This window comes from Actinopolyspora alba, from assembly GCF_900112765.1.
Taxonomy (GTDB): Bacteria; Actinomycetota; Actinomycetes; order Mycobacteriales; family Pseudonocardiaceae; genus Actinopolyspora; species Actinopolyspora alba.
In genome coordinates, this window is the sequence record NZ_FOMZ01000009.1 from 54,037 (window position 1) to 76,694 (window position 22,658).

Annotated in this window: 23 protein-coding genes; 14 read left to right on the forward strand and 9 right to left on the reverse strand. The window is 67.6% G+C overall.

Annotated features, from left to right (window positions below):
• Window positions 1–136 precede the first annotated feature (136 nt).
• Entirely contained in the window at window positions 137–436 is a 300-nt protein-coding gene (locus BM150_RS14705; RefSeq protein WP_175496839.1) for a hypothetical protein, read from the reverse strand.
• A 134-nt stretch (window positions 437–570) separates the two neighbouring features.
• On the opposite strand from BM150_RS14705, the gene BM150_RS14710 reads away from it, so the two are divergent.
• From BM150_RS14710 to BM150_RS14740, 7 genes are all read left to right on the forward strand, one after another.
• Window positions 571–1,431, forward strand: coding sequence for a helix-turn-helix domain-containing protein (locus tag BM150_RS14710; RefSeq protein ID WP_139219540.1), 861 nt, complete (start codon window positions 571–573; stop codon window positions 1,429–1,431).
• Between the two features lie 2 nt (window positions 1,432–1,433).
• The gene (locus tag BM150_RS14715; RefSeq protein WP_092927850.1) at window positions 1,434–1,619 is read left to right on the forward strand and encodes a DUF397 domain-containing protein; all 186 of its coding nucleotides are present in this window, start codon (window positions 1,434–1,436) and stop codon (window positions 1,617–1,619) included.
• Window positions 1,620–1,778: 159 nt separating this feature from the next.
• Window positions 1,779–1,976, forward strand: coding sequence for a DUF397 domain-containing protein (locus BM150_RS14720; RefSeq protein ID WP_092928038.1), 198 nt, complete (start codon window positions 1,779–1,781; stop codon window positions 1,974–1,976).
• A gap of 122 nt (window positions 1,977–2,098) precedes the next feature.
• Window positions 2,099–2,512 (forward strand): hypothetical protein, encoded by a 414-nt coding sequence (locus BM150_RS14725; protein ID WP_092928039.1) that lies wholly within the window; start codon window positions 2,099–2,101, stop codon window positions 2,510–2,512.
• 20 nt (window positions 2,513–2,532) lie between these two features.
• The gene (locus BM150_RS14730; protein WP_092928040.1) at window positions 2,533–3,051 is read left to right on the forward strand and encodes a DUF3558 family protein; all 519 of its coding nucleotides are present in this window, start codon (window positions 2,533–2,535) and stop codon (window positions 3,049–3,051) included.
• A gap of 12 nt (window positions 3,052–3,063) precedes the next feature.
• Window positions 3,064–4,560: a hypothetical protein gene (locus BM150_RS24940; protein WP_092927851.1), complete on the forward strand. Its 1,497-nt coding sequence runs from the start codon at window positions 3,064–3,066 to the stop codon at window positions 4,558–4,560.
• Window positions 4,561–4,624: 64 nt separating this feature from the next.
• The gene (locus tag BM150_RS14740) at window positions 4,625–5,449 is read left to right on the forward strand and encodes an ESX secretion-associated protein EspG (protein WP_092927852.1); all 825 of its coding nucleotides are present in this window, start codon (window positions 4,625–4,627) and stop codon (window positions 5,447–5,449) included.
• Between the two features lie 84 nt (window positions 5,450–5,533).
• Here BM150_RS14740 and BM150_RS14745 read toward each other — a convergent pair whose 3' ends face one another.
• Together BM150_RS14745 and BM150_RS14750 are read right to left on the reverse strand one after the other, a co-directional pair.
• Entirely contained in the window at window positions 5,534–5,923 is a 390-nt protein-coding gene (locus tag BM150_RS14745; RefSeq protein ID WP_092927853.1) for a hypothetical protein, read from the reverse strand.
• A 99-nt stretch (window positions 5,924–6,022) separates the two neighbouring features.
• Window positions 6,023–6,604 (reverse strand): DUF6518 family protein, encoded by a 582-nt coding sequence (locus tag BM150_RS14750; protein ID WP_245755516.1) that lies wholly within the window; start codon window positions 6,602–6,604, stop codon window positions 6,023–6,025.
• A gap of 370 nt (window positions 6,605–6,974) precedes the next feature.
• Between BM150_RS14750 and BM150_RS14755 the strand changes: the two genes are divergently transcribed.
• The 3 genes from BM150_RS14755 to BM150_RS14765 are packed head-to-tail and all read left to right on the forward strand — an operon-like array spanning window position 6,975 to window position 10,719.
• Window positions 6,975–7,295 carry a type VII secretion target gene (locus tag BM150_RS14755; RefSeq protein ID WP_092927855.1) on the forward strand — a complete coding sequence of 107 codons (321 nt, stop codon included), beginning with the start codon at window positions 6,975–6,977 and terminating at the stop codon, window positions 7,293–7,295.
• A gap of 5 nt (window positions 7,296–7,300) precedes the next feature.
• Window positions 7,301–9,655 carry a coiled-coil domain-containing protein gene (locus tag BM150_RS14760; protein WP_092927856.1) on the forward strand — a complete coding sequence of 785 codons (2,355 nt, stop codon included), beginning with the start codon at window positions 7,301–7,303 and terminating at the stop codon, window positions 9,653–9,655.
• Window positions 9,652–10,719 (forward strand): hypothetical protein, encoded by a 1,068-nt coding sequence (locus BM150_RS14765; RefSeq protein WP_139219542.1) that lies wholly within the window; start codon window positions 9,652–9,654, stop codon window positions 10,717–10,719. The genes BM150_RS14760 and BM150_RS14765 overlap by 4 nt, the downstream gene beginning before the upstream one ends.
• 93 nt (window positions 10,720–10,812) lie before the next feature.
• Here BM150_RS14765 and hypF read toward each other — a convergent pair whose 3' ends face one another.
• Complete coding sequence (gene hypF / locus BM150_RS14770; RefSeq protein WP_092927858.1) at window positions 10,813–13,143, reverse strand: carbamoyltransferase HypF; 2,331 nt, start codon at window positions 13,141–13,143, stop codon at window positions 10,813–10,815.
• A 234-nt stretch (window positions 13,144–13,377) separates the two neighbouring features.
• Here hypF and BM150_RS14775 point away from each other — a divergent pair, with 234 nt between their 5' ends.
• The 4 genes from BM150_RS14775 to BM150_RS14790 all read left to right on the forward strand — a co-directional run bounded on the left by BM150_RS14775 (window position 13,378) and on the right by BM150_RS14790 (window position 16,246).
• Window positions 13,378–14,247: a metallophosphoesterase family protein gene (locus BM150_RS14775; protein WP_175496840.1), complete on the forward strand. Its 870-nt coding sequence runs from the start codon at window positions 13,378–13,380 to the stop codon at window positions 14,245–14,247.
• Window positions 14,244–14,891 (forward strand): 4'-phosphopantetheinyl transferase family protein, encoded by a 648-nt coding sequence (locus BM150_RS14780; protein ID WP_092927859.1) that lies wholly within the window; start codon window positions 14,244–14,246, stop codon window positions 14,889–14,891. The genes BM150_RS14775 and BM150_RS14780 overlap by 4 nt, the downstream gene beginning before the upstream one ends.
• A gap of 234 nt (window positions 14,892–15,125) precedes the next feature.
• Window positions 15,126–15,602, forward strand: a complete 477-nt coding sequence (rraA, locus tag BM150_RS14785) for a ribonuclease E activity regulator RraA (RefSeq protein WP_092927860.1) — start codon at window positions 15,126–15,128, stop codon at window positions 15,600–15,602.
• Window positions 15,603–15,844: 242 nt separating this feature from the next.
• Window positions 15,845–16,246 (forward strand): VOC family protein, encoded by a 402-nt coding sequence (locus BM150_RS14790; protein ID WP_092927861.1) that lies wholly within the window; start codon window positions 15,845–15,847, stop codon window positions 16,244–16,246.
• Between the two features lie 125 nt (window positions 16,247–16,371).
• Here BM150_RS14790 and pgl read toward each other — a convergent pair whose 3' ends face one another.
• The 5 genes from pgl to tal all read right to left on the reverse strand — a co-directional run bounded on the left by pgl (window position 16,372) and on the right by tal (window position 22,648).
• Window positions 16,372–17,136 (reverse strand): 6-phosphogluconolactonase, encoded by a 765-nt coding sequence (gene pgl / locus BM150_RS14795; protein ID WP_092927862.1) that lies wholly within the window; start codon window positions 17,134–17,136, stop codon window positions 16,372–16,374.
• Complete coding sequence (gene opcA / locus BM150_RS14800; RefSeq protein ID WP_092927863.1) at window positions 17,136–18,104, reverse strand: glucose-6-phosphate dehydrogenase assembly protein OpcA; 969 nt, start codon at window positions 18,102–18,104, stop codon at window positions 17,136–17,138. The genes pgl and opcA overlap by 1 nt, the downstream gene beginning before the upstream one ends.
• On the reverse strand, window positions 18,101–19,630 hold the full coding sequence (zwf, locus tag BM150_RS14805; RefSeq protein WP_092927864.1) for a glucose-6-phosphate dehydrogenase: 1,530 nt from the start codon (window positions 19,628–19,630) through the stop codon (window positions 18,101–18,103). Before zwf ends, opcA begins: the two co-directional genes overlap by 4 nt.
• Window positions 19,631–19,657: 27 nt before the next feature.
• Window positions 19,658–21,283: a glucose-6-phosphate isomerase gene (locus tag BM150_RS14810; protein WP_092927865.1), complete on the reverse strand. Its 1,626-nt coding sequence runs from the start codon at window positions 21,281–21,283 to the stop codon at window positions 19,658–19,660.
• A gap of 258 nt (window positions 21,284–21,541) precedes the next feature.
• Window positions 21,542–22,648, reverse strand: a complete 1,107-nt coding sequence (gene tal, locus BM150_RS14815; protein WP_092927866.1) for a transaldolase — start codon at window positions 22,646–22,648, stop codon at window positions 21,542–21,544.
• Between the last annotated feature and the right edge of the window lie 10 nt (window positions 22,649–22,658).

Here is a 22,658-nt window from a genome sequence, read left to right on the forward strand (position 1 = left end):
CAGCAGAGGCGTTCGTACTCCGAATCTCCATCGGTTCCGACTCCGATCCCTGCCCGGCGATTTCGCGAGAAATTGACGCCCGGTGCGCTTCGGCGCGCCGGGCGTCGTCGTGCGTGGCACGTCGGAGTTCTGGTGTTCAGACGGGGTCGGGTGGTTGGTGTGGCCAGACGAGGTGCATATTGCTGCGGCAGGCCAGGCGTTCGCGGGCCGTGGTCGCGTCCCGGAAGCCGATGTGCAGGCTGCCGCCGGTACCGATGAGGTCGGCGTGGTCGTCGTGGGCCATGCCCCAGTAGTGCAGCACGGCGTCGTGCCGGTCGCCCAGTTCCTCGCACAGCGCGAAGACGCGCGGCGCGTTCTCGTCGACCATCTCCCGCATCGCGGTCATGAACTCCTCGCGGGTGCACAGGGGTGGGAGAGCGGAATAGTTGGGAAACACAGTTCCTCCTCGTCTTGACGATTCAAATAACACGTTAGCCACTAACGGTTAGCTTGAATATCCTTCGATCAGGTGGTCGTGGTGGTTGAGTGCCGCCGGGGGAAACTGGGTTCTGATTCGAGGAGGTGCATGTGGTGGAACGAGTGGATCCGGCCTCGTTGCGTCGAAGGATCGGGATGAGGTTGCGTCACGCGCGCACGAAGGCGGGCCTGACCACTAACGAAGCTGCGGCAGAGCTGGGTTGCTCACGCGGGAAGATCAGTCAGATGGAAGCCGGGATGTATCGCTTCCAGCATCGGGACGTGCGCGATCTGCTCAAGTTCTACGGTGTTCCGCAGGCAGAACGTGATCCTCTGGTTGAGAAGGCAAAGCGATCGGCCGAGCCGAGTTGGTGGTCACCTTACTCCGATGTGGTCGAGGAGTGGTTCGCGTTCTTCCTCGGGTCGGAGGGTGAGGCGATCCGTGAGTTCAACTATGAGCAGCTCGTCGTTCCCGGTCTGCTGCAAACCCGGGATTACGCGGCGGCTCTGGCCGAAGCCAGCCGCAGCGTGGCGGCCGAGGACCACCAGGAGGTGGCCAACCTGCGTCTGGAACGGCAGCGGCGACTCGACGACCCTGATCCGCTCGTGCTGCATGTGGTGCTCGAAGAGTCGGTTCTTTGGCGCCCCATCGGAGGTGTGGGGGTTCTCCGTGCACAGCTTCGACGACTCATCGAGATGAGCGCCTTGCGGCACGTGGAGATTCAGGTCATGCCTACCGGTGTAGGAGCACACTCCGGTATGGACGGCAAGTTCGTCTTGTTGGAGTTCGCCGAGTTCGGTCCCGGAGTGTTTCTGGAGAGTCACCCTGTCCTCGGCGCTCGCTACGACTTGGAGGACCCGAAACTCATCGAGACCTACAGCTCGATTGCGAAGGCTCTTCGCGATGAAGCGCTGGATCAGCGACAATCAGTTGAGCTGATGGAGCATGTGATCGCTGATCTGACGCAGGAGTGATTATGCGGGACACGTCCGCCGCTCGATGGAAGAAATCCTCTCGCAGCATGAACCAGGGAGCGTGTGTGGAGGTGGCGTTCGTGGGCGAAGGCCAAGTGATGATGCGGGACTCGAAGGCCCCGGACGCTGGGGTGCTGGTGGTGGACCGTCGCCGCTGGACCGAGTTCGTGACCAAGCTGTCGGAGTGAGTCGCGGAGCGCTTTGTCACCGGTACGGCTGATGACTTCACCAGGAGCCCGGTGGTACTTGTGAACTCGGGTAGTGCCTCTTGCGCTGCGTTCCGGTTCGGTGAGTCCTGCGGAGCGCTGCCTCTCCTGAACCCGAGCCCTCGCGATGTGGTGGCGTCGATGAATGCGATGGAACCGTCCACGAGGTACTGGCGTCGGAGTAGTTACAGCGGCGGCAACGGCAACTGCGTGGAGGTGACTACCTTGTCCGGTGCGATAGCAGTGCGGGACTCGAAGGCCCCGAACGCCGGGGTGCTGGTGGTTGATCGCCATCGGTGCGCCGAGTTCCTGGCGAGCCTGTCGAGGTCAGTGCAGTGAGGTGGGTCACTGGTCGGGTTTGTCGGTTTGCGGGATGGCGGGCTTGACGGTGGGTTAGGGTGATCGTCCGGTCGGGGTGGCGTGGGTTGCGGTGAGCTTGTTCGGAGCTGGAAGGGGCTGTGATGGCTGACGAGACCGCTGGGTTCACGGGCGCGAGTGCGGCTCTGGGGGTCATTCGCGAGGAGAACTCCTGGATCCAGCAGCAGATCTCGGCGGGGCAGCTGACCATGGAGCCGCAGGCTGCCGACAGTGCCGCTGCTGTGTATGAGCGTGAAGCTTTGGAAGCTGATCGGCTCGCTGACTCCGCAACCAGATTGCAACAGGTACCGGGGTTGGGCGACTACCTCTCGGGACAGCAGCTGGCGAACAAGTTCTGGCAGAAGGCAGCTAACGGTTCCACCGGAGCGGCGGATCTGCTGGGACAGTTCGCGGATGAGCTGCGGCGTAAGGCGGAGCTGTTTCGGCAGGCCAAGCAGCACTACATTGCCACCGACGAACAGATCAGTCGAGACTTGAATCGGGGTATGCAGCAGTGAACAGGTTGTCACGGTCTTTGGTGGCCACTGTTGCCGGTGTCGTGTTGCTCGGTGTGACCGGTTGCTCGCCCGGTGGTCTTGCCGATGATTCATCCGAGACGACTGGTGCCAAGCCTTCTGACGAGGTACTCGCTGGGGTAGATCCATGTGGTTTGTTGTCGGATGAGGAATTGAAATCATTCGGTTTGGAAACGCAAGGGGGGACCAGGAATGAACTGCCGTGGGCTCCGGGGTGCTACTACGCCGGAGAGCCGGTTTCTGCTCGGTTGGAAAAGAACACGCGTCAGACTGTGGCTTCCTCGGAGAAGAGATCTACATGGGCCAGGTTCGATCGAACTCAGGTGAACGGCCGCGATGCTGCGAGTGCTATTCCCAAGGGTGCCACTAAAGCTCGGGCTTGTGTTCTCATGTTCGATGCTGGGCAAGGATTGATCCAGATCCAGACTCGTGAAATCCGTCTCCCCGATGACGTCGACGAGTGCGCCAAGGCGTTGGAGATCGCGAAGAAGGTAGAGCCGAACGTTCCGGAACCGGCGTAAGGGGGCGCTGTCATGGGATTCGGATCCTGGTTGGACGAGAAGATGGGGTCGGCGGACGAGGCCATCGGCGACGTGATGAAGGACCTTCCCGGGGCCATCAATGACATCCCGGGAACGGTGCGCGACGACGTCGGCAAGTTGCTCGGCTACGACACGCGTGCCGAGAACCGGCAGCAGGAACAGGCCGAGGCCGCCGAGCAGCAGGGCGAGCAGCAGCGGCAGGAGCTCGAAGAGCGCAATCGGAAGCTGGACGCCCCGGCCGGGTACGACCCGCCGTCCATCAAGCAGCACGAGAACTGGCAGTCCTACGATCACAAGAAGATCTACGACACCAATCAGAACACGCTGAGTCACTCCGATGCGAAGGCAGTGGGCGAGGCCTGGCGCGATATCGGCGACAAGCTGAACGAGCTCGGTGGAAGGCTGCATGATGACTCCGCCAAGGCGATCGACAGCGGCTGGTCCGGGCAGGCAGCCGAGACGGCCAAGCGGTCCGCGCTGCCACTGGCCACCTGGGCCAGTGGCAGCGGCGAGTGCTTCCGGATGACCGGTAACAAGATCGAGCAGGCCGGTACGGCAGCGGGCCAGGTCAAGGAGATGGTGCCGCCGCCGCGCGACTACAACGTGAGTCGGTCCGTGATCGCGGGTATAGCGGGCGGGCCCGGTGGCGCGGGGCAGGACGCGAAGCGCCAGCAGCAGGAACGCCAGCAGGAGGAGCGCCACGCCCAGGAGACGATGAACCGGGTGCTGAGCGCGACCTACCAGGACGTGGACTCCACCGTTCCCACCTACCGGCAGCTGAACGGCGATCCCGCCACCCCGCCCTCGACTCCCTCCGGCAACGAACCACCGGCGGTGCCGCCCGCCGTGCCACCGGGGCGTACCGGCCAGGGCAACGTGCCCGGTGGTTATTCCGGTGCCGGTCCGGCCAACGGCGGTTCCGGCGGGGGCGTTGGATCCGGTTCCGGGGGAACCGGCAACGGCGGTTCACTGCCGGGCCAGAACGGGAGCGGCTTCGGACCGGGACAGTCCCCGGGCTCGGGTGACTACTCCAACGGATCCGCCGGCAGCGAGTCGGCATGGACCTCCGGACCCGGTGGCTCCGCGACCCCGGGCGGCCCGGGAGCCGCCGGCGGTACCGGTGCGGGTGGTGGCGCCGGACGAGGCGCGGGCGGCGTCGGAGGTGTCGGCGGAGTCGGCGGCTACGTCGGTGGGGGAGCGGGTGGCGGAACGCCCTCCACCTCGGGACGTGGCGGCAGCACGCCGGGCTCGGGGGGCCGTGCGGGGAGTTCCCCGGTCCGGGGTGGCTCGTCGGCCCCCGGAACCGCGGCGACCGGCGCCACCTCGGGGCGTGCCGGAGGCGGACGCGCGCCGATGGCGGGCGCGCCCGGCGGGCGCGGTCAGGGCAGCGAGGAGGACCAGGAACACGAGCGTCCCAGCTGGCTGGAGGAGTGGGAGGACGTGTGGTTCAACGACATGCCCAGAACCGCCCCACCGGTCATCGAGTGACAACAGCGACGGTGCGCCCGGACCGCCACGGAATCCGGGCGCACCCTGGCAAGAGAGGAACACCGTGGCCGTCTCCGGCCGTTGGCAGCTGCACCCGCTGCACCTGTACTTCTTGCACAGCTATCTCGGGCTGGACGATCTGACGCTGCCGCTGGAAGTGGAGCCCTTCACCCACACCCGGCAGCAGTTCGCCGAGGTGGGCAAGCGTGAGTACGAAACCATGCGTTCCGAAGGGCTGATCGTCGACGACGAGGTGGAGCCCGGCCTCGCGCACGCGTTGGCCGTGCTGGCGAAGCCCTACCTGTGGGTCGACTCGATGTGGTTGCCGAGGTTCGGCGAGCACCCGATGTGGCGCGCGGTCGCCGCGGTGACCGTTGGCAATCGGGTGGTGCTCGGCGTACAACCGCCGGGGGAGACCGAACGCTACGGTGGTCCGCTCACCGTCGAACTCCACGACCGAGTGAGCCTGTCCCAGGCGCTGCTGCCCACGCTTCCCCCGGCGCCGCCCGGTAACCAGGGGCCGGTGCGAGTCCCCGAGAGTTCCTTCCCCAGGCAGGACTCCGAAGCGGACTCCGAGTCGCACGGTTTGCTCCGTCCCGCCGCGGGTTCCTCCGGTGGTGGCAGCGGCGACCGGCAGTTGGCGCTCTACCGCGCGCTCGGTGCGGCCGAACACCTCCGGGCGGGACAGCTCGCCGCGAACGTCCGGGACCGCAACGGCCGTGTCACCCGCTCCCGGGTGGTGCGCTGGTTCGACAACGCCGAACCGGACGGACGGTATCTCGACCACAACGAGCGGGGCAACACCGGGGAGCGGGTATACGCGCTCACCCCGGTGGACGCGCGGGCACTCGGCGGCAAGATCGAGGAGCTGGTGGCCGAGATCCGGTGAGCCGTTCGGCCCCTACGAGCCGTCACCACGGGAGTCCTCATCGCTGGAGCCGTGGCCACCGGAGCGCGCGGTGCACGGGTTCGTTCAGTGCTTGCCACCAGGTAGCAGCTCGTTGAGAAACTCGGTCGTCCGGCGGTAGTTCTCGTATGCCTCGGGATCCTCCGGCCCGCCAGCCTCGATCATCTCCTCATAGGCACGTGCCCGGGCGGAGATGGTGCTGTGCAGCAGCAGCGCCTGCTGACGGAACCCGTCGAGGAGATCACGCAACAGGGTGCTGCCCATGCCGATCTCGTCCAGTCTGTCCAGCTCGGGCTGTTGCTCCGGGTGCATCCGCTCGGCCAGCAGCCGCCAACCCGCCGAATGGCTGCGCAGCATCTCGCCGTAGTCGCGGTTACCGGCGTCCTGCGCTTCACCGGCATCGGTACCGGAAGGCGTGATGTCGTCCTGTTCATCCCCACCGGCTGCCTCGTCCATTCCCCGATCGTGCCACGGAATACGGCTGCGCGGCGATCGTGGTTGTCCGCGAATCCTTCCGCGCTCCGGCCTCGCCATGGTTCGGACGATGAAGCCTCGCTACCAGGTGAGGCGTTCGAGCAGTTCCGCGGCCAGTAACAGGGCCAGTCCGAAACCGGCGCACGGCAGCGCCATCAGCACGATCCTGCCGAACTGCCGCTTCGACACCACCGCCAGCAACAGGATCACCAGCACGACCAGCATGGTGCACACCAGAAATACCGGATCGGCGCTGAGCGTGGGATAGAGCTCCCGCGCGGCGTCGCCGAACAACAGCCCGATGGCGGTGGTAGTGGCGATCGCGGCCGACCAGCCCTCCCGTCCGATGTGTCGGAAGACCGTCCCGCAGGCGACACCCGCCAGTACCGCGACAGCCAGCCAGGCGGCCATTCGTTTCGGATCGACCGAGTACTCCGCCCCGGCGTACTCCAGCACGTACACCCACTGCTTGCCGAGATAGAACACCAGCACACCGCTAAGCAGCGCGGTCGACGCCCGGCGGACCGCCGTTCGCAGCGTGTGCCCCGCAGTGGTCGTCACTCCCAGCACGATCCAGATCAGGAAGCCGTGCGCCAACCACTCCAACCCGGCCACGTAGTAGGAAACCGCGGCCAACCCGCCGGAGAACATTCCCGACACCACGATTCCCAACTGGACACCCGTCGATTTCGCGAGCGAACGATCGGAATGCGTTTCTTCGCGTTCCGCGACTGTGGCTGGCACTGCTCACTCTCTCGGACGACCGGCACCGAACAGCAACGAATGCTACCGGATAGCGGGAACCGAGGCCGTGACCAGTCACTTCCGCGCGGGCGACACGCCGTCGCCGCACGGTCCGGTGTCCGACCGATCGCGCGAGTCCGCCACGGGACAACCGGTAGGCACCCGGCACAGCTCGATCGCTCCAGTCGCGCGCCGTATGCGATCACTCACTTCGGAGTGACGATCTCGTGGGACGTCGGTAATTTCCCGGGCCGCAACAGCGCTGTGTCGTTTTTCCTGGGGGCGCGATATGGGGAGTTCCGCGGGTGGTGGTCGTTACGCCGTCCATCCCGAGGAGTTGACGAAGATCGGCGGGAGATCCGCGGATCTGGGTGAGAGGTTGCTCGAACTGAAGCGTGCCACGGCCGAGGACTCCGCCGCGGCCGTTCGGACCCACGGTGGCTGGGCGTTCGCGGCCGCGCTGGAACGGGTGCAGTCCAGCTGTGAGCACAACGTCGAGGGGCTCGGCCGCTGGCTCGACGACATGGGGGACAGGCTGGCGGCCGCGGCCCGGAACTACGAGGAGACCGACGAGTGGGCGGTCGCGAAGCTCCGAGGGGTGGGTGTCTGAGCGCCGTGGACTACCGACAGCTGACGAAAGCCGAGCCTTCGGCGATCAGCCGAGCCGCCGAGGCGTGGAGATCGCTGGTCGAGAAGTACGACAAGGTTCTCGGTGACTTCGACGCCGAGGTGCGGGACCCGCTCGACAACGAGGAGGCCTGGCACGGTGAGGCCAAGAACGCCGCAACCGGCCACGCCGAGCACATCCGCGAGAAGATGCGCGAGTACCTCGACAGGATCGAGTCGGTCCCCGAGACGCTGGAACGGGCGTCATCCGAGATCGAGACCTGCCGGGCGCGCCTGGAGCGGCTGTCCGACGAGATCAACGAGGGCGAGCACTGGACGATCCACCCTGACGGTCGGATCGAATATCCCGATGACCAACAGGCCCGCTACGAGTCCTACGCCGCCGAGATCGAAGGGTTGCTGTCCAAGGCGGAACAGGCGGATCAGGACGCGGCAGGCGCGCTCGGCGAAGCCGACGACTCACTCGGCTATCTCGATGAAGTGCTGCGCGAGGAACGTGCCGAACAGGAACAGGCCGCCAAGCAGGCGGCCAAACTGGCCGCGAAGCCGCCGGACGAACTGGACTTCGCGGAAGGCGAGCGACTCGCCCGCCTGCTGCGGGAGAACGGGCAGGACCCCGCGTTCGCGGGCGAGTTCCTGGAGCGGGTGCGGCCGAAGCAGCTGCTCAAGCTGACCGATCACCTGCAGGACATGGGGATGACCCACTGGGACGGCCACCACGGGGAATCCGGCCCGAACCGCTCCGAGCTGATCGGCGAGCTGCAGCGGAACCTCGGCGAAACGCTGGCGGCCGGTACGAGTGAGAGCGGCAGACGGTATCTCGGCGAGGACCTGCACGGTGACGGGGCGGGTGACGAGCTCGAGAACCGTGCCGAGACCTACGGCAAGCGGCTCGTGCGGGCGTCGGAGAACTGGGACACCGGTTTTCTCGGCTTCGGGGACCACGAGGACACCGGCTACCGCGCGCTGGGGATGCTGCTGCACAGCGGCGAGTACTCCGCTGACTTCCTGAACCCGGTAGGGGACGCGATGATCGAGTCCGACAAGGAGGACACCTTCGACCGCGTCCAGAGCAACGACCTCAACCACGTCGACGATCGCGGCCGAGGCGGTGACCCGCTCGTGGGGCTGATGACGGCGATGGAGCACAGCCCCGACGCCGCCGGTTCGTTCTTCGACCCCGCGCGGGACACCGGGCACATGAGTTATCTGATCGAGCGGGACTGGCCGGTCGACACCTACGACCACGCCGAAGGCCCGGGCAGCGACTACACACCCAACGAGCGGGAAAAAGGACTGGGGCACGACGTGCTGGGCAAGGCACTGGAGTCGGCGACCCTCGGCGAGCAGCAGGGCACCGCGGAAGGGGCCCGCGTGATGTCGGGGTTGGTGCACGAGTTGGCCAACACCGAGCAGTCGATGGAGAACCCCGGCAAGGGAACGGTGCCGGACTCGATGCGTGACAGCGTCGGCCGCATGCTCGCGCACAACATGGACGCGGTGCACGACTCCGGGGCCGTGTCCCCCAACAGCAGTGGTTCGCTGGACCTGGACGGTGACGACCCGAAGTGGGCGAAGGGCACGACCGGGGAGATGAGTCCCCGGTTCAGCCAGGGCGAGGTGTACAAGGTGATGGGGTCGGCTGCCTACGATCCCGAGGCTTACGCGCGGATGCGCGACGCCAACATGGTGCACACCGGACAGCGGCTCGACGAGATCGCGGGCGATGACGGTCGGTCGATGGGTGATCGGCGGGACCACATGGCAACGGTGGCGAAGGAGTCCGCATCCGTGTTCGGCGCGCTGGACGAGGCGCGTACCTACGCGGTGGACGAGGTCTACGACGGCAAGGACGCCGACTACAACGCGAAGATCGACGCGGGCGGCACGCTGGCCTCCTGGGCCGTCACCGGAGCCGGCAGTGCCGTGGCTGGGCCCGCGGGTTCGATCGGTGGCGCGGCGGGTGGTGAGGCCGTCAACCAGATCACCGAGCAGCTCAAGCAGGACAGCTCCAACATCGTGACCAGGGAAACCGCCGAGATCAAAGAAGACGGTCCCAGTGATGCGAGCGACTTGCTGAACCAGTCCTTGTGGCAGCACCGGATGTGGCTGGAGAGTGAGTCGCCGCCGCCCGTCAGTCCCGAGTCACCCGAGCAGAGCGGCAATCCGCAGCGGATCATCGATTCCGACGGAAAGATGTCGGATGGCTACGAAGATTGGGTAAGACAGGAAAGACCTTACGAAATCGATCACAAGGGCGTGCAGAACACTTACCAAGCCGGGGCCGGAATCTACGCCGATGCCACGGGTAACCGCCAGGTACGGGTGAGCGAGACAGAATGACGATTGGTCGGATGTGCTGGTTGCGATGGTTGGCCGGTTCGCTCGCCTGCTTGGTGGTGCTTGCTGGTTGTTCGGGGGCGGGTGCGGACGAGAGTGCGCCGCCGACGTGGGTGAGCACTCCGCCGCAGCACCTGTCCTGTGACGGGTTGGCCGATCCAAGGTTGATGGTGGATGTGATCCAGGCCGCGGACCTGGGTGAACCCGACCCCGATGACTCCTTCGCCGAGGTGAAAGCCGAGGAGCCTTCCCTGAGCTGCGACGCGGTTGATCACGATGATCTACAGCTCAGTATGTACCAGGCAAAGAAAGTCTATCTGGCCAGTTGGTTCGATCCGCCGAATCCATTGCTGATTCCCATCGGTGATTTACCGGGTTTCGTTACGCACGACTACGCAAGACTGTATATTCCGTGTACTCGTGATTCAGAGACGGTCACGTTGAACAGTTGGGTCAGGATCTCGAACTCCGAGCTGGACAACCCTGATGCGCGGTTGGCGATGGCGCGGTTGTTGGTGGACATGACGAACAAGGCGCGTGCGCGGTTCGGGTGTGCGGAGTCGGCGAACGCGCTGTCGTTGCCGAGTGAACTGCCGGATATCCCTGAATTCGGGATGGACAATGCGAAACCGGTGAGTGAGAAGTGGGACAGTGACACGGCATGTCCCCCCGCGATGCGGTCGTTTCTGCCTTCCTACGGCAGTGCTCACAAGAAAGTCTGGGCAATGGGGACGCCGCTGCCCAGTAAGTTGATCAGTGTTTGCGACGTCCGAGTCGGGGAAGGGGATTATCTGACCGTCGATGAAGTGTCCGGTCGCCCCAAGGTGGCGTTCGTGACTTACAAGGGAATCTTTGCGAAGATGCGGCATGAGCTGCCCGAGTATTCCCGAGCGGAGTACGACGTGATGTGCCACGGCGAGCCGGTGTCGTATCGGATTTATTCCCCCAGCGAGGACGATTCCAGCCGGTGGAGTGAACAGCTTTCCGATAAGCAGGGGAACAATGTTCTGCTGGACCACTTCGCCCGCGCTGCCGCCGAGCGGGCCGGGTGCCCGCTGCCGGAGTGACGCGATCGCAACCTCGAAACCGTTCGTTTGGCGGCGCGACTCCACTCGCGGGCTCCCGGCTCGGGAGCCCGCGAAGTCCTGACCGGTGAGTCGCTATCCCCGTTCCGGGGAGTTCCCTCCCCGGCGGTCGCGTTCTCCCGCGATCGCCACCTGTCCGAGGCAGATGCCGCCGTCGTTGGTGGGAACGTTGGAGTGCAGCAGCACGCGGAAACCGCGTCGCCGCAGCGCGTCCACGGCCCGCCGCAGCAGCAGCGTGTTCTGGAACACCCCACCCGACAGCGCCACCTCGCCGACACCGGTGGCATCCCGCAGTCGCTCGCACAGCCGCGCGATCAACTCGGCGACTCCGTTGTGGAACCTGCCGGCGATGACCTCGCCACGCTGCCCCGCACGCAGTTCGTCGACCACCGCACGGACCAGTTGTCCCGCGGGAACCGAAAGCGGCGGACTCGCGGCACCGGCAGCCACCGGATCCGGCAGCGTCCCGGAAGCCGGCAGCGCCACGGGGTAGTGGCCACGCTCCTCCCGGTCCGCGAGCTGTTCCAGCTCGATGGCCGCCTGCCCCTCGTAGCTGACCGCGTCCCGGATTCCCAGGATCGCGGCGACCGCGTCGAACAGCCGACCCGCGCTGGAGGTCCGCGGCGCGTTCACCCCGCCCTCGCACATCCGGGTGATGACCGAGAGCTGTGGTTCGTTGCGTCGCAGCACCTCCAGCCCGCCCGGCGGTTCGGTTCCGTAGCACGACAGCAACTGCGACACCGCCATCCGCCACGGTTGTTTCACGGCTCGGTCCCCGCCCGGCATCGGTACCCGCTCCAGGTGTGCCAGTCGCCGGAAGTCCGCCAGATCGGCGAGCAGGAACTCCCCGCCCCAGATCGTCCCGTCGGTGCCGAACCCGAGCCCGTCGAAGGCCACCCCAAGCACCGGACCGCTCTCACCGTTGTCGGCCAGGCAGGAGGCGATGTGCGCGTGGTGGTGCTGCACCCCCACCAGCTCCACGTCCTCCCGCTCCGCGGCGTACTTGGTGGACAGGTACTCCGGGTGCAGGTCGTGGGCCACCACTTCCGGGGCGATGTCGAACAGCCGCTCGAAGTGCTCGATCCCCTCGGTGAACGACCGCAGCGTCTCGTAGTTCTCCAGGTCACCGATGTGGTGCGAGACGAAGGCGTTCGACCCCTTGGCCACGCAGAACGTGTTCTTCAGTTCGGCACCGCAGGCCAGCACCGGGCGCGGGAGTTCCCGCCGCAGCCGCACCGGCTCCGGGACCAGGCCCCGGGAGCGCCGCACCGGCAGCTCCCGCCCATCGAAGGAACGCACCACCGAGTCGTCGGTGCGCATGTGAATCCCTCGGTCGTGGCCGAGGAACACGTCCGCGATCTCGGCCAGCCGTTCCCGCGCCTCGGCGTCGCGGTAGGCGATCGGTTCGTCGGAAAGGTTCGCGCTGGTCAGCACGATCGGCCCCGTGGCCGCCAGCAGCAGGTGGTGCAGTGGGGTGTAGGGCAGCATGACCCCCAGCTGCCGATTGCCGGGAGCCACCGCCTCGGCCACGGCGGCGTCCGGACGCCTGTCGAGCAGCACGATCGCTCCGCGTCGTGACTCCAACAGCTCCCGCTCGTGCTCGTCGATCTCGCACAGTGTGCGTGCCCACGCCACATCGGGGGCCATGACGGCGAAGGGCTTCTCCTCGCGGTGCTTGCGCTTGCGCAACGTCGCCGCGGCGTCCGGGTTCGCCGCGTCCACCGCGAGGTGATAGCCCCCCAGCCCCTTGAGCGCCACGATCTCGCCGTCGCGCAGCGCGGCAACGGTTCGGTCCAGCGGATCGCCGGGCAGCACGGCTCCGGTCGAGTCGGTCAACCGGAGTTCGGGCCCGCAGGCCGGACAGCACACCGGCTGCGCGTGGAACCGCCGATTGGTCGGGTCGTGGTACTCGGCCGCGCAGTCGGCGCACATCTCGAACGGGGCCATCGTGGTCAGCGGCCTGTCGTAGGGCACGTCGGTCACGATGGTGAACCTGGGGCCACAGTTCGTGCAGTTCAGGAACGGGTAGCGGTAGCGGCGGTCGCCCGGGTCACCCAGCTCGGCCAGACAGTCCACACAGGTCGCGCTGTCGGCGGAGACCAGGGTGGCCCGCTGCCCCGAGGAGTCGCTGAGCGCGATCTCGAACGTCTCGTCGCCACGAGGCTCGATCGCGGTGGCGGTGATCTCGTCTACCACAGCCAGCGGCGGTGCCTGCTCCGACAGCGCCGTGCGGAATCGCTCCAGGAGCGAAGGCGGTCCCTCGGCGAACACGAACACCCCGTGCACGTCGTTTCCCACGAAACCGGTCAGCCCCAGCTCGCGGGCCAATGTGTACACGAAGGGACGAAATCCGACACCCTGCACCACACCCGCTACCCGGATGCGCTCGCGAACTCGATCGTCCACTCGTTCAGTCTGCGCGTCCGGCGGGTGCGCGGCTACTCGAACTGCCCCGCGTGTCCGCACCCGTTCGGGCGCCGGTTCCGCCGCCTACGTGCCGTGCCGCGGGCCGGGGCCGGTGCCGAACCGGACGGGCCGGTGCGGAACCAACGGTGGAAACCGGGTCCGCGACGCCCGTCCTCGTCGGATGTGTGACACATCTCCTCCCCAGTGGGGTGACCGGCCGGTAGGGTCTGGCGCATGGTGGCGCCGTCGTTACTCGCGACCAGCGATCTGCACGTATCGCACCGCGACAATCGCCCGGTACTGGACGAGATTCGGCCTCACACCGACGAGGACTGGCTGATCGTGGCGGGCGATGTCGCCGAGACGACCGAAACGATCGGCTGGGCGCTGGGCAAGCTGCGGGAACGGTTCTCCCGCGTGATCTGGGTCCCGGGCAACCACGAGCTGTGGACTCCGCCCGGTGACGATGTGCGTGCCAGGGGAGTGGAGCGCTACGACCACTTGGTGCGGATGTGCCGGGAGCTCGACGTCACCACGCCGGAGGACCCCTACCCGGTGTGGCGCGACGAGCAGCGCTCGGTGGTGGTCGCGCCGCTGTTCGTGCTCTACGACTACAGCTTCCGGGCGCCCGAGTTCGACGCCGAGCAGGCCCTGGCACACGCCTACGACACTCACGTGGTCTGCACCGACGAGGTGATGCTGCACCCCGATCCGTACGAGTCGCGCACCGAGTGGTGCCACGAGCGGGTGAGGCAGACCCTGCCGAGGCTGGAGGCCATCCCGGAGCACCTGCCCACGGTGTTGATCTCCCACTGGCCGCTGCACCGCGATCCCACCAGGCGGTTGTACTACCCCCAGTTCGGCATCTGGTGCGGCACCGAGCTCACCGCCGACTGGCACCTGCGGTTCCGCGCCGTGGCCGAGGTGCACGGCCACCTGCACATTCCGGTGACCGACCGCATCGACGGTGTCCCCTTCGAAGAGGTCTCACTGGGTTACCCCCGGGAGTGGCGCAGGCGCGGTGGCCCGGGCGATCCGTTGCACAGCATCCTGCCCGCCGCGCCCGAGCGGACCTTCGAGGAACTGGTGAGGGCCCACCGGTGATCGAACGAATCCTGCCGGAAGCGGCCGCTTCCTCCGAGGTCTTCGGCGACGACCCCCACGCGCGACTGTTGCCGGCGGAGGAGCAGTACGTCGCCAGGGCGGTGGAGAAGCGCAGACGCGAGTTCACCCTCGCCCGGAGCTGCGCTCGGCGCGCGCTCGGCGAACTCGGTCACCCCGACTTCGCGGTGCACAGTGGCGAGCGGCGCGAACCGTTGTGGCCGCGGGGCGTGGTCGGCAGCATCACGCACTGCGAGGGCTACTGTGCCGCCGCCGTGGCACCGGCCACCGAGGTGTGCTCGTTGGGCATCGACGCGGAGACCGACGAGGTGCTGCCCGATGGCGTGCTCGGGCAGGTCACCGTGGAGCGGGAACGCGAGTTGCTGGCCGGGTTGCCCGCCGGGGCCAACTGGGACCGGTTGCTGTTCAGCGCGAAGGAGAGCGTCTACAAGGCGTGGTTCCCGTTGACCGGCCGCTGGCTCGGCTTCGAGGACGCCTTCGTGCGGATCGATCCCTCGGGGGAGTTCAGCGCCGAGCTGATCGAAGCACCCGCACCGAGCTCGGCGGGTGAGCTCACCGGCTTCTCCGGCCGGTTCCGCTTCGAATCCGGCCTGGTGATCACCGCCGTCACCGTCTTCCCCGGCTGATCCGTCGGCGTCGATTTCTCGCGAAATCGCCGCGCCATCGACGCGGGCCGAACACCCACCACCTCGGAATCGGCACCGTCGCTGGTTCTCCCGCGCGGCTCTCGCGAGGAAGGCCCGACGTGGCGTAGGTGCCTACTCGATGTCGGGCCTCCCGCAGCGAGAGCCGCGCGAGAGGTTCCGCCAGGTGACCATCCGGGCGAGTCCCCTGCAAATTTCCCAACGAAAGGAGTGGAAATGACTTCTACCGCTGACCTGGCCGACCGCGACGGCGACGAGGTGCGCAGCTGCGACCTGCAGTTTCGGAGCTTCGGCAACCACGAGGTGTTCTCCGGGCCGATTCGCACGGTGCGGTGCTTCCAGGACAACGCGCTGCTCAAGAAGATTCTCTCGGGGCCCGGTGCGGGCGGGGTGCTGGTGATCGACGGAGCGGGTTCGGTGCACACCGCGCTGGTCGGTGACCTGATCGCCGAACTGGGGCGCTCCAACGGATGGAACGGGCTCGTCGTCAACGGCGCGATCCGGGACTCCGCCGTGATCGACGGGATGGAGTTCGGGGTCAAGGCGCTGGGGACCAACCCGCGCAAGAGCTCCAAGTCCGGCACCGGTGAGTCCGACGTCGTCGTCGAGTTCGGCGGGATCGACTTCGTACCCGGCGAGTACCTGCTCAGCGACCACGACGGGGTGGTGGTCAGCCGGACCCCGCTGGATTGACCGGGTTCGTGCGGTTCGGTCCTCGACGCTGCCCGGTCGACGGACCCCTCGCGGGCCTCTCGTTCCGGGCGCCCCGACATCGGAGCGGTCGCTCCGGCTGCCCGAACCGACTGGTGATCTCGGGGAAAACTCGTACCGTGATTCGAGGGGCCGTCTCAAGGCCGTTCGGGAGCCGAGGCTCGACCGAAACCGGTTCCGTGACCCGGGGCCCTCGACATCGCCGGCGGGACGCGAGGTGCCCGATGATCACGAATCCCAAGTTCGTGGTGCTCTACGTGACCGACCAGCAGACCGTGCTCGACTTCTGCACCCAGAAGCTGGGGTTCGAGGTCAGGACCGACGTGCCCTACGGGGATGGCCACCGTTGGATAGAGGTGAGCGTGCCGGGTGCCGAGACCTACCTGGTGCTCGCCGAGGGGGATCCGCGGGTGCGTGATCTCGTGTTGCAGCGGTTGGGCGAACTCAGCCACGTCTGGTTCGACTGCGACGACCTCGACGCCACCTTCGACGAGTTGAAGGCCAGGGGAGTGCGGTTCCCGACCGAACCGCGCACGGCGCCGTGGGATCCCGAAGGCAGAACCCGCTGGGCGCAGTTCGCCGATCCGGAGGGAACGCTCTACGGGCTCACCGAACGCGGGGCGTGATTCGACGCCGACAGTGCTCGGCCGCTGCCCCCGGCGGGCGCCCGCCGCCCCGGCGGTGCCGGGGCGGCGACGCGTGCTCGAAAGCCACGACGGAGCCCGCGGGGACGAGTTCTCGTCACGCGCTCTCAGTCGCCCAGAGCGGAGTCCTTGGCCGCTTCGCGGTCCAACAACCACAGCGTCCGGTCCCGCCCCCGGGCACCCGCCGCCGGGATGTCGACCGGATCAGCCCCGCTCAGTGCCCGTGACACCGCCTCGGCCTTGCCCGCTCCCGTGGTCATCAGCCACACCTCGGAGGCGGACGCGATCGCGGGCAGGGTCAGTGAGATCCGCGTCGGCGGTGGTTTCGGGCAGTCCCGAACAGCCACCGCGGTGCGCTCGCGTTCGCGCACGTAGGGCGTGTCGGGAAACAGCGAGGCGGTGTGCCCCTCCTCGCCTACACCCAGCAGCAGCACGTCGAACCGGGGGACCCCATTGTCCGAATCCGTGCCCGCCAGGGTGCGCAGCACCTCGGCGTAGTGGTCCGCCGCCGACTCGGCATCAGCGCCGAACCGGCCGTCGGACGGGGCCATCGGGTGTACGCGCCGCGGGTCGAGCGGCACGTGATCCAGCAGTGCCGCACGCGCCTGGGTCTCGTTGCGCTCGCCGTCGCCGTCGGTCAGGAACCGCTCGTCACCCCAGAACAGGTTCACCGCGGACCAGTCCACGGCCGAGCGGGCGGTCGAGTCCCGCACCCGTTCCAGCACGCCGATCCCGGTGCGCCCGCCGGTCAGCACCACCGAGGCGACACCGCGGGCCGCCTGGGCGTCCACGATGCTGGTGAGCAGCCTGGCGGCCGTCGCCTCAGCGAGCACCTCCGCGTCCGGGTGGACGATCATCTCGTTGTCACTCATCATTGTTGCCCCGCCGAGACCGGTTCCGCCTGTTCCTCGTTCTCGGAGCCCTCGCCCCGCACCACGTTCGAGAGCCCCCGTAACGTGCTCTCGTAGATCTCGTCCGGGCCGAGTCTGCGCAGCTCCTCGGCCAGGCAGTCGCGTACCGCCCTGCGGTGCAGCGTCACCCTGCGGTCCTGCTGGCCGGGTTGGGTGAGGTAGCCGATCTTGCCGTCGGGCCGGACCACCTCCACGTTCCCGCTCGGACGTTCCAACACCGCGGAGACGATGCCCGGACCCCGGTGGACCTCCCGGCGCACCGGGATACCGAGACTGGCCGCCAGCCAGCCCGCCAGCAGATCCGTCGAGGGCGAGTCGGACTCGCCGCTGACGACCGCTCCCTCGATCGGCTCGAACGGTGGCAGGTCCAGCGAGGCAGCCAGCAGGGCACGCCACGAGGTGAGCCGGGTCCACGCCAGATCGGTGTCGCCGTCCACGTAGGAGCGCACCCTGGTGCGCAGCGCCTCGATCGGGTCCGGTTCGGCGGCGGCGTCGGTGATCCGCCGATGCGCCAGTTCCCCGATCGGGTCCTTGGCCGGGAACTCGGGGGCGTCGTTGGGCCACCACACCACTACCGGGGCGTCCGGCAGCAGCAGCGGCACGACGGAGCCCGCGCCCTCCTCGGCGAGCGGGCCGTACAACCGCAGCACCACCACTTCCGAGGCCCCGGCGTCGCCGCCGATGCGGATCTGGGCGTCCAGCCGGGCCGCGGCCTGCCTGGCACCCTTGGCGACCACGATCACCCGCGCCGGGTGCTCCCGGCTGGCCTCGTTGGCCTCCTGGATCGCCTCCTCGGTCTCTGTTCCGTCCCCGGTGACGATTACCAGCGTCAGCACCCTGCCGAGCGCGACGGCACCACCGGACTCGCGCAGCTCGACCATTTTCTTGTTGACCTGCGAAGTGGTGGTGGAGGGCAGATCGACGATCACGGCCGCCTCCAGACGCGTCCAGTGCGGGCCAGCATCGACTCCGCCGACGGTGGCCCCCAGCTTCCTGCCTTGTACTTCTCCGGATATCCGTGCTCGGCCCAGTAGTCCAGGATCGGGTCCAGGATCTGCCAGGACTTCTCCACTTCCTCGTTGACCGGGAACAGCGACGGCTCACCGAGCAGCACGTCCAGCAACAGCCGTTCGTAAGCCTCCGGGGAGGACTCGGTGAAGGAGTGGCCGTAGCCGAAGTCCATCGTCACGTCCCGCACCTCCATCGAGGTGCCGGGAATCTTCGCGCCGAACCGCATCGTGATGCCCTCGTCCGGCTGCACCCGGATCACCAGGGCGTTCTGGCCGAGTTCCTCGGTCATGGTGTCGTCGAAGGGCTGATGCGGCGCCCGCTTGAACACCACGGCGATCTCGGTGACCCGCCTGCCGAGGCGTTTGCCCGTGCGCAGGTAGAACGGCACACCGGCCCAGCGGCGGTTCTCGATCTCCAGCGTGATCGCGGCGAAGGTCTCCGTCTTGGAGTCCGCGGCGAAACCGCCCTCCTCGTGCAGCCCGGGAACCTGCTGGCCGCCCTGCCAACCGCCGGTGTACTGCCCTCGGGAGGTGGTGTCGGCGAACGGGCCGACCGGCTTGGTGGCCGAGAGCACCTTGCTCTTCTCGGCGCGCAGGTCGCTCGGCGCGAAGGACAGCGGTTCCTCCATGGCCGTCAGCGCCAGCAGCTGCAGCAGGTGGTTCTGGATCACGTCCCGGGCCGCGCCGATGCCGTCGTAGTAGCCGGCACGACCGCCGAGCCCGATGTCCTCGGACATGGTGATCTGCACGTGGTCGACGTAGTGGGCGTTCCACAACGGCTCGAACAGCTGGTTGGCGAACCGCAGCGCCAGGATGTTCTGCACCGTCTCCTTGCCGAGGTAGTGGTCGATGCGGAACACCGAGTCCTCGGGGAAGACCTCGTTGACGATCCGGTTGAGCTCCTGGGCGCTCTCCAGGTCGTGCCCGAAGGGCTTCTCGATGACCACCCGTCGCCACTGGTCCTCGGTCTGCTCGGCGAGCCCCGAGTTGGACAGGTGGGTCAGCACCGTCGGGAACATCGAGGGCGGTACCGAGAGGTAGAACGCGTGGTTGCCACCTGTGCCGCGCTCCGCGTCGAGCTGTTTGACCGTCGTGGTCAGTCGTTCGAAGGTGTTCGGATCGTCGAAACTGCCGGAGACGAACCGGATCCCCTCGGCCAGCCGGTCCCAGACGGCCTGGTGGAACGGCGTGCGCGCGTTCTCCTTGACCGCCTCGTAGACCACCTCGCCGAAGTCCTGGTTCTCCCAGTCGCGCCTGGCCACTCCCGTCAGGGCGAATCCCGGCGGCAACAGCCCCCGGTTGGCCAGGTCGTAGATGGCGGGCATCAGCTTCTTGCGGGACAGATCCCCGGTGACGCCGAAGATCGTCAGCCCAGCCGGACCCGCGATGCGCGGCAACCGCTTGTCACGCGGATCGCGCAGTGGATTGTGCTCGGGGGAGCTCACGTGTTTTCCTTTCCTGCCGCTCGCGCCTCAGCCCGCCGTACGCAGATCCTGCACCGCTTTGACCAGCTCCACCAGTCCGGTGGTGCGGTCCGTGAGGTGCAGCCGGAGCACCGGCCGGTTCCGCTGTGCGAGAACCTGGCCGTCCCCGAGGGCCTGGGCACGTTGCAGCCCCGAGAGGGTGTACGGGCGTCCCGGAACCTCCATGTCCTCACCGACCGCGCCGGTCACCTGCAAAAACACCCCGTTCTGGTGACCGCCCTTGTGGTACTGGCCGGTGGAGTGCAGGAAGCGGGGACCCCAGCCGAAAGTCGTCTGCAGCCCGCTGCGGCGAGCCAGTTCGGGACGCAGCACGCTGATCGAGGCGTCGTCGAGCCGATCGAGGTAGGCCTGTACCGCGAGGTAGCCGTTCGCGGGGGCCGCGTTGATCAGCGCCCGCAGCGCCTCGGCGACACTGCCGACGCCGGGGGAGAGCCACTCACCGGTCGCGTGGATCTCGATGGACCCGTCCACGGCGGCCGGGGTGGCCACGGGGCCTCCCGACGGCCCGTCCAGCAGGCCGCGTGCCGCCTGCTTGGCGGCCTCGACGTCGGGCTGGTCGAACGGGTTGATGCCGAGCAGCCTGCCCGCCAGTGCCGTGGCGAACTCCCACAGCAGCATCAGGCCACCCAGCGAGCCGTGCGTGCCCACCGCCGCGGCACCGGCCGCGGGGCCGATGGCCACCGGTGTGGCGTCGTCGCCCGCCGTGGTGAAACCGGGCGCTTCCACGTTCTCCACCGGCACGGGGAGCAGCCCGATCCCGGACTTGCCGGTGGACTCGGCGATCAGCTGTTCGACCCAGTCGGCGAAGCCCACTATCCCGGATCCGCTGTCGGCGAGTACCACCTTCTCCGCTCCCGACCGGTGGGCGGCCGACAGTGCGGCGGCCAGGCGGATCGCGGGGTTCGACTCGTCGTCGGCACTCACCGAGGGGAAGACCGATTCGGCGTCGTCCAGCAAACCGGCGACGTCGGCACCCGCCAACCCGGCGGGCACCAGGCCGAAGGCGCTCAGCGCCGAGTAGCGTCCGCCGACGTTCGGGTCCGCGGTGAACACCTTGCGGTAGCCGGACTCCTCCCCGGTGGTCTGCAGCGGGGATTCCGGGTCGGTGACCACGATCATGCGCCGCGCGGGGTCGATGCCCTCATCGGAGAACGCCCGCTCGAAGATGCGCCGGTGGCTGTCGGTCTCCACCGTGGTGCCGGACTTGGAGGAGACCACCACCACGGTGCGCTCCAGTTCGCCCTCCAGGGCGTCGCGCACCTGGGCCGGATCGGTGGTGTCCAGCACGACCAGCGCGGTGCCGGCCGTGGCCGTGATCACCTCCGGAGCCAGCGAGGAGCCGCCCATGCCCGCCAGCACGACCCGGGTCAGCCCTTCCTCGTAGAGCTCGGCGCGCAGTGCGTCGATCTCGGCGACCAGGCCGCGCGAGGTTTCGTGCAGAGTGGTCCACGACAGCCGGATCGATGCCTCCGACTCGGCCTCCGGGCCCCACAGCGTCGGATTCTGCGCGGCGAGTTCGCTCGCGGCACGGTCGTTGACCAGCCGCTGGACCAGGGGCTCGGCCTCCCGTGCCAGCGAAGGATCGGCGATCTCGGCTGAGGTTTCAGTCGTCATATGGTTCCTTCGCGTTCGATCGTCAACACACGACGAGACGGATGGTGCACACGTTTACAGGCGGCCGCCGGTTCGTGAGGCCCTTTCACGAGCGAGGGTGTGGTTCGGGAGGGGATTCCCGGCACCACCGCCGTGTTCCGGCCGGTCGTCCGTGCCGAACACCCACTCGTCAGGATTCCTCGATCCGACCGGGCGGCCGCCTGCGTTCGCGTGGTTTTCACCCGTGCGGGGAGTGGTCCTCACACGGGTGAGGCACCGTTACCGAGCCTGCTCGAGCTGCTGCGAAACCGTCCGCAGCAACTCGTCCCAGGACTTCTCGAACTTCTCCACGCCTTCGCGCTCCAGCACGGTGTAGACGTCGTCGAGGTCGATGCCGATCTCGGACAGCGAGTCGAACACCTGCTGCGAGGCCCCGGCGGTGCCGCTGACCGTGTCGCCCAGGATGTTGCCGTGGTCGGCGACCGCTTCCAGGGTGGACTCGGGCATGGTGTTGACCGTGTTCGGCGCCACCAGCTCGTCGACGTAGCGGGTGTCGGAGTAGGCGGGTTCCTTGACACCGGTCGAGGCCCACAGCGGCCGCTGCCGGTGTGCTCCGGCCTGTTCGAGGGCCTGCCAGCGCTGGCCGGTGAAGACCTCCTCGTAGGCCGCGTAGGCCAGCCGGGCGTTGGCGATGGCCGCCTTGCCGTACAGGTGTTCCGGTCCGTCCAGCTGCTTCAGTCGCTTGTCGATCTCCGAGTCCACGCGGGAGACGAAGAACGAGGCGACCGAGAAGATCCGGCTGATGTCGTGCCCGTTCTCCCTGGCCCGCTCCAGACCGGTGATGAAGGCGTCCATGACCTCGCGGTAGCGCTGCACCGAGAAGATCAGCGTGACGTTGACGCTGATGCCCTCAGCCAGCGTGCGCGTGATCGCGGGCAGTCCCTCCACCGTGGCCGGGATCTTGACGAACAGGTTGGGGCGGTCCACCGCCTTGGCCAGTTCCAGGGCCTCCTTGACCGTGCTCTCGGTGTCGTGGGCCAGCCTCGGGTCGACCTCCAGCGAGATGCGACCGTCCTCACCACCGGTGGCGGTGTGCACCTCGCGGAAGACGTCCGCCGCGTCGCGGATGTCCTTGGTCATCAACTCGCGGACGGCCTCTTCCACCCCGGCACCCCGGCCGGCGAGTTCACGTACCTGGTCGTTGTAGTCCGCCGCGTTGGACAGCGCGCTCGCGAAGATCGTGGGGTTGCTGGTGACCCCGACCAGGTTCTTGTTCGCGATCAGCTCGGCCAGATTGCCCGAGTTGATCCGCTGCCTGGACAGGTCGTCCAGCCAGATGGCCACGCCGGCGTCGCTGAGTGCCTGCAGATTGCTGTTGCCGCTCACTAGTTACCTC

Coding starts and splice junctions, on each gene's coding strand:
- BM150_RS14725 (WP_092928039.1), top strand. CDS start 2,099: ATGGCTGACGAGACCGCTGGGTTCACGGGCGCGAGTGCGGCTCTGGGG.
- BM150_RS14745 (WP_092927853.1), bottom strand. CDS start 5,923: ATGGACGAGGCAGCCGGTGGGGATGAACAGGACGACATCACGCCTTCC.
- BM150_RS14720 (WP_092928038.1), top strand. CDS start 1,779: ATGAATGCGATGGAACCGTCCACGAGGTACTGGCGTCGGAGTAGTTAC.
- BM150_RS14715 (WP_092927850.1), top strand. CDS start 1,434: ATGCGGGACACGTCCGCCGCTCGATGGAAGAAATCCTCTCGCAGCATG.
- BM150_RS24940 (WP_092927851.1), top strand. CDS start 3,064: ATGGGATTCGGATCCTGGTTGGACGAGAAGATGGGGTCGGCGGACGAG.
- BM150_RS14810 (WP_092927865.1), bottom strand. CDS start 21,283: ATGACGACTGAAACCTCAGCCGAGATCGCCGATCCTTCGCTGGCACGG.
- BM150_RS14755 (WP_092927855.1), top strand. CDS start 6,975: ATGGGGAGTTCCGCGGGTGGTGGTCGTTACGCCGTCCATCCCGAGGAG.
- BM150_RS14790 (WP_092927861.1), top strand. CDS start 15,845: ATGATCACGAATCCCAAGTTCGTGGTGCTCTACGTGACCGACCAGCAG.
- BM150_RS14775 (WP_175496840.1), top strand. CDS start 13,378: ATGGTGGCGCCGTCGTTACTCGCGACCAGCGATCTGCACGTATCGCAC.
- rraA (WP_092927860.1), top strand. CDS start 15,126: ATGACTTCTACCGCTGACCTGGCCGACCGCGACGGCGACGAGGTGCGC.
- BM150_RS14765 (WP_139219542.1), top strand. CDS start 9,652: ATGACGATTGGTCGGATGTGCTGGTTGCGATGGTTGGCCGGTTCGCTC.
- pgl (WP_092927862.1), bottom strand. CDS start 17,136: ATGAGTGACAACGAGATGATCGTCCACCCGGACGCGGAGGTGCTCGCT.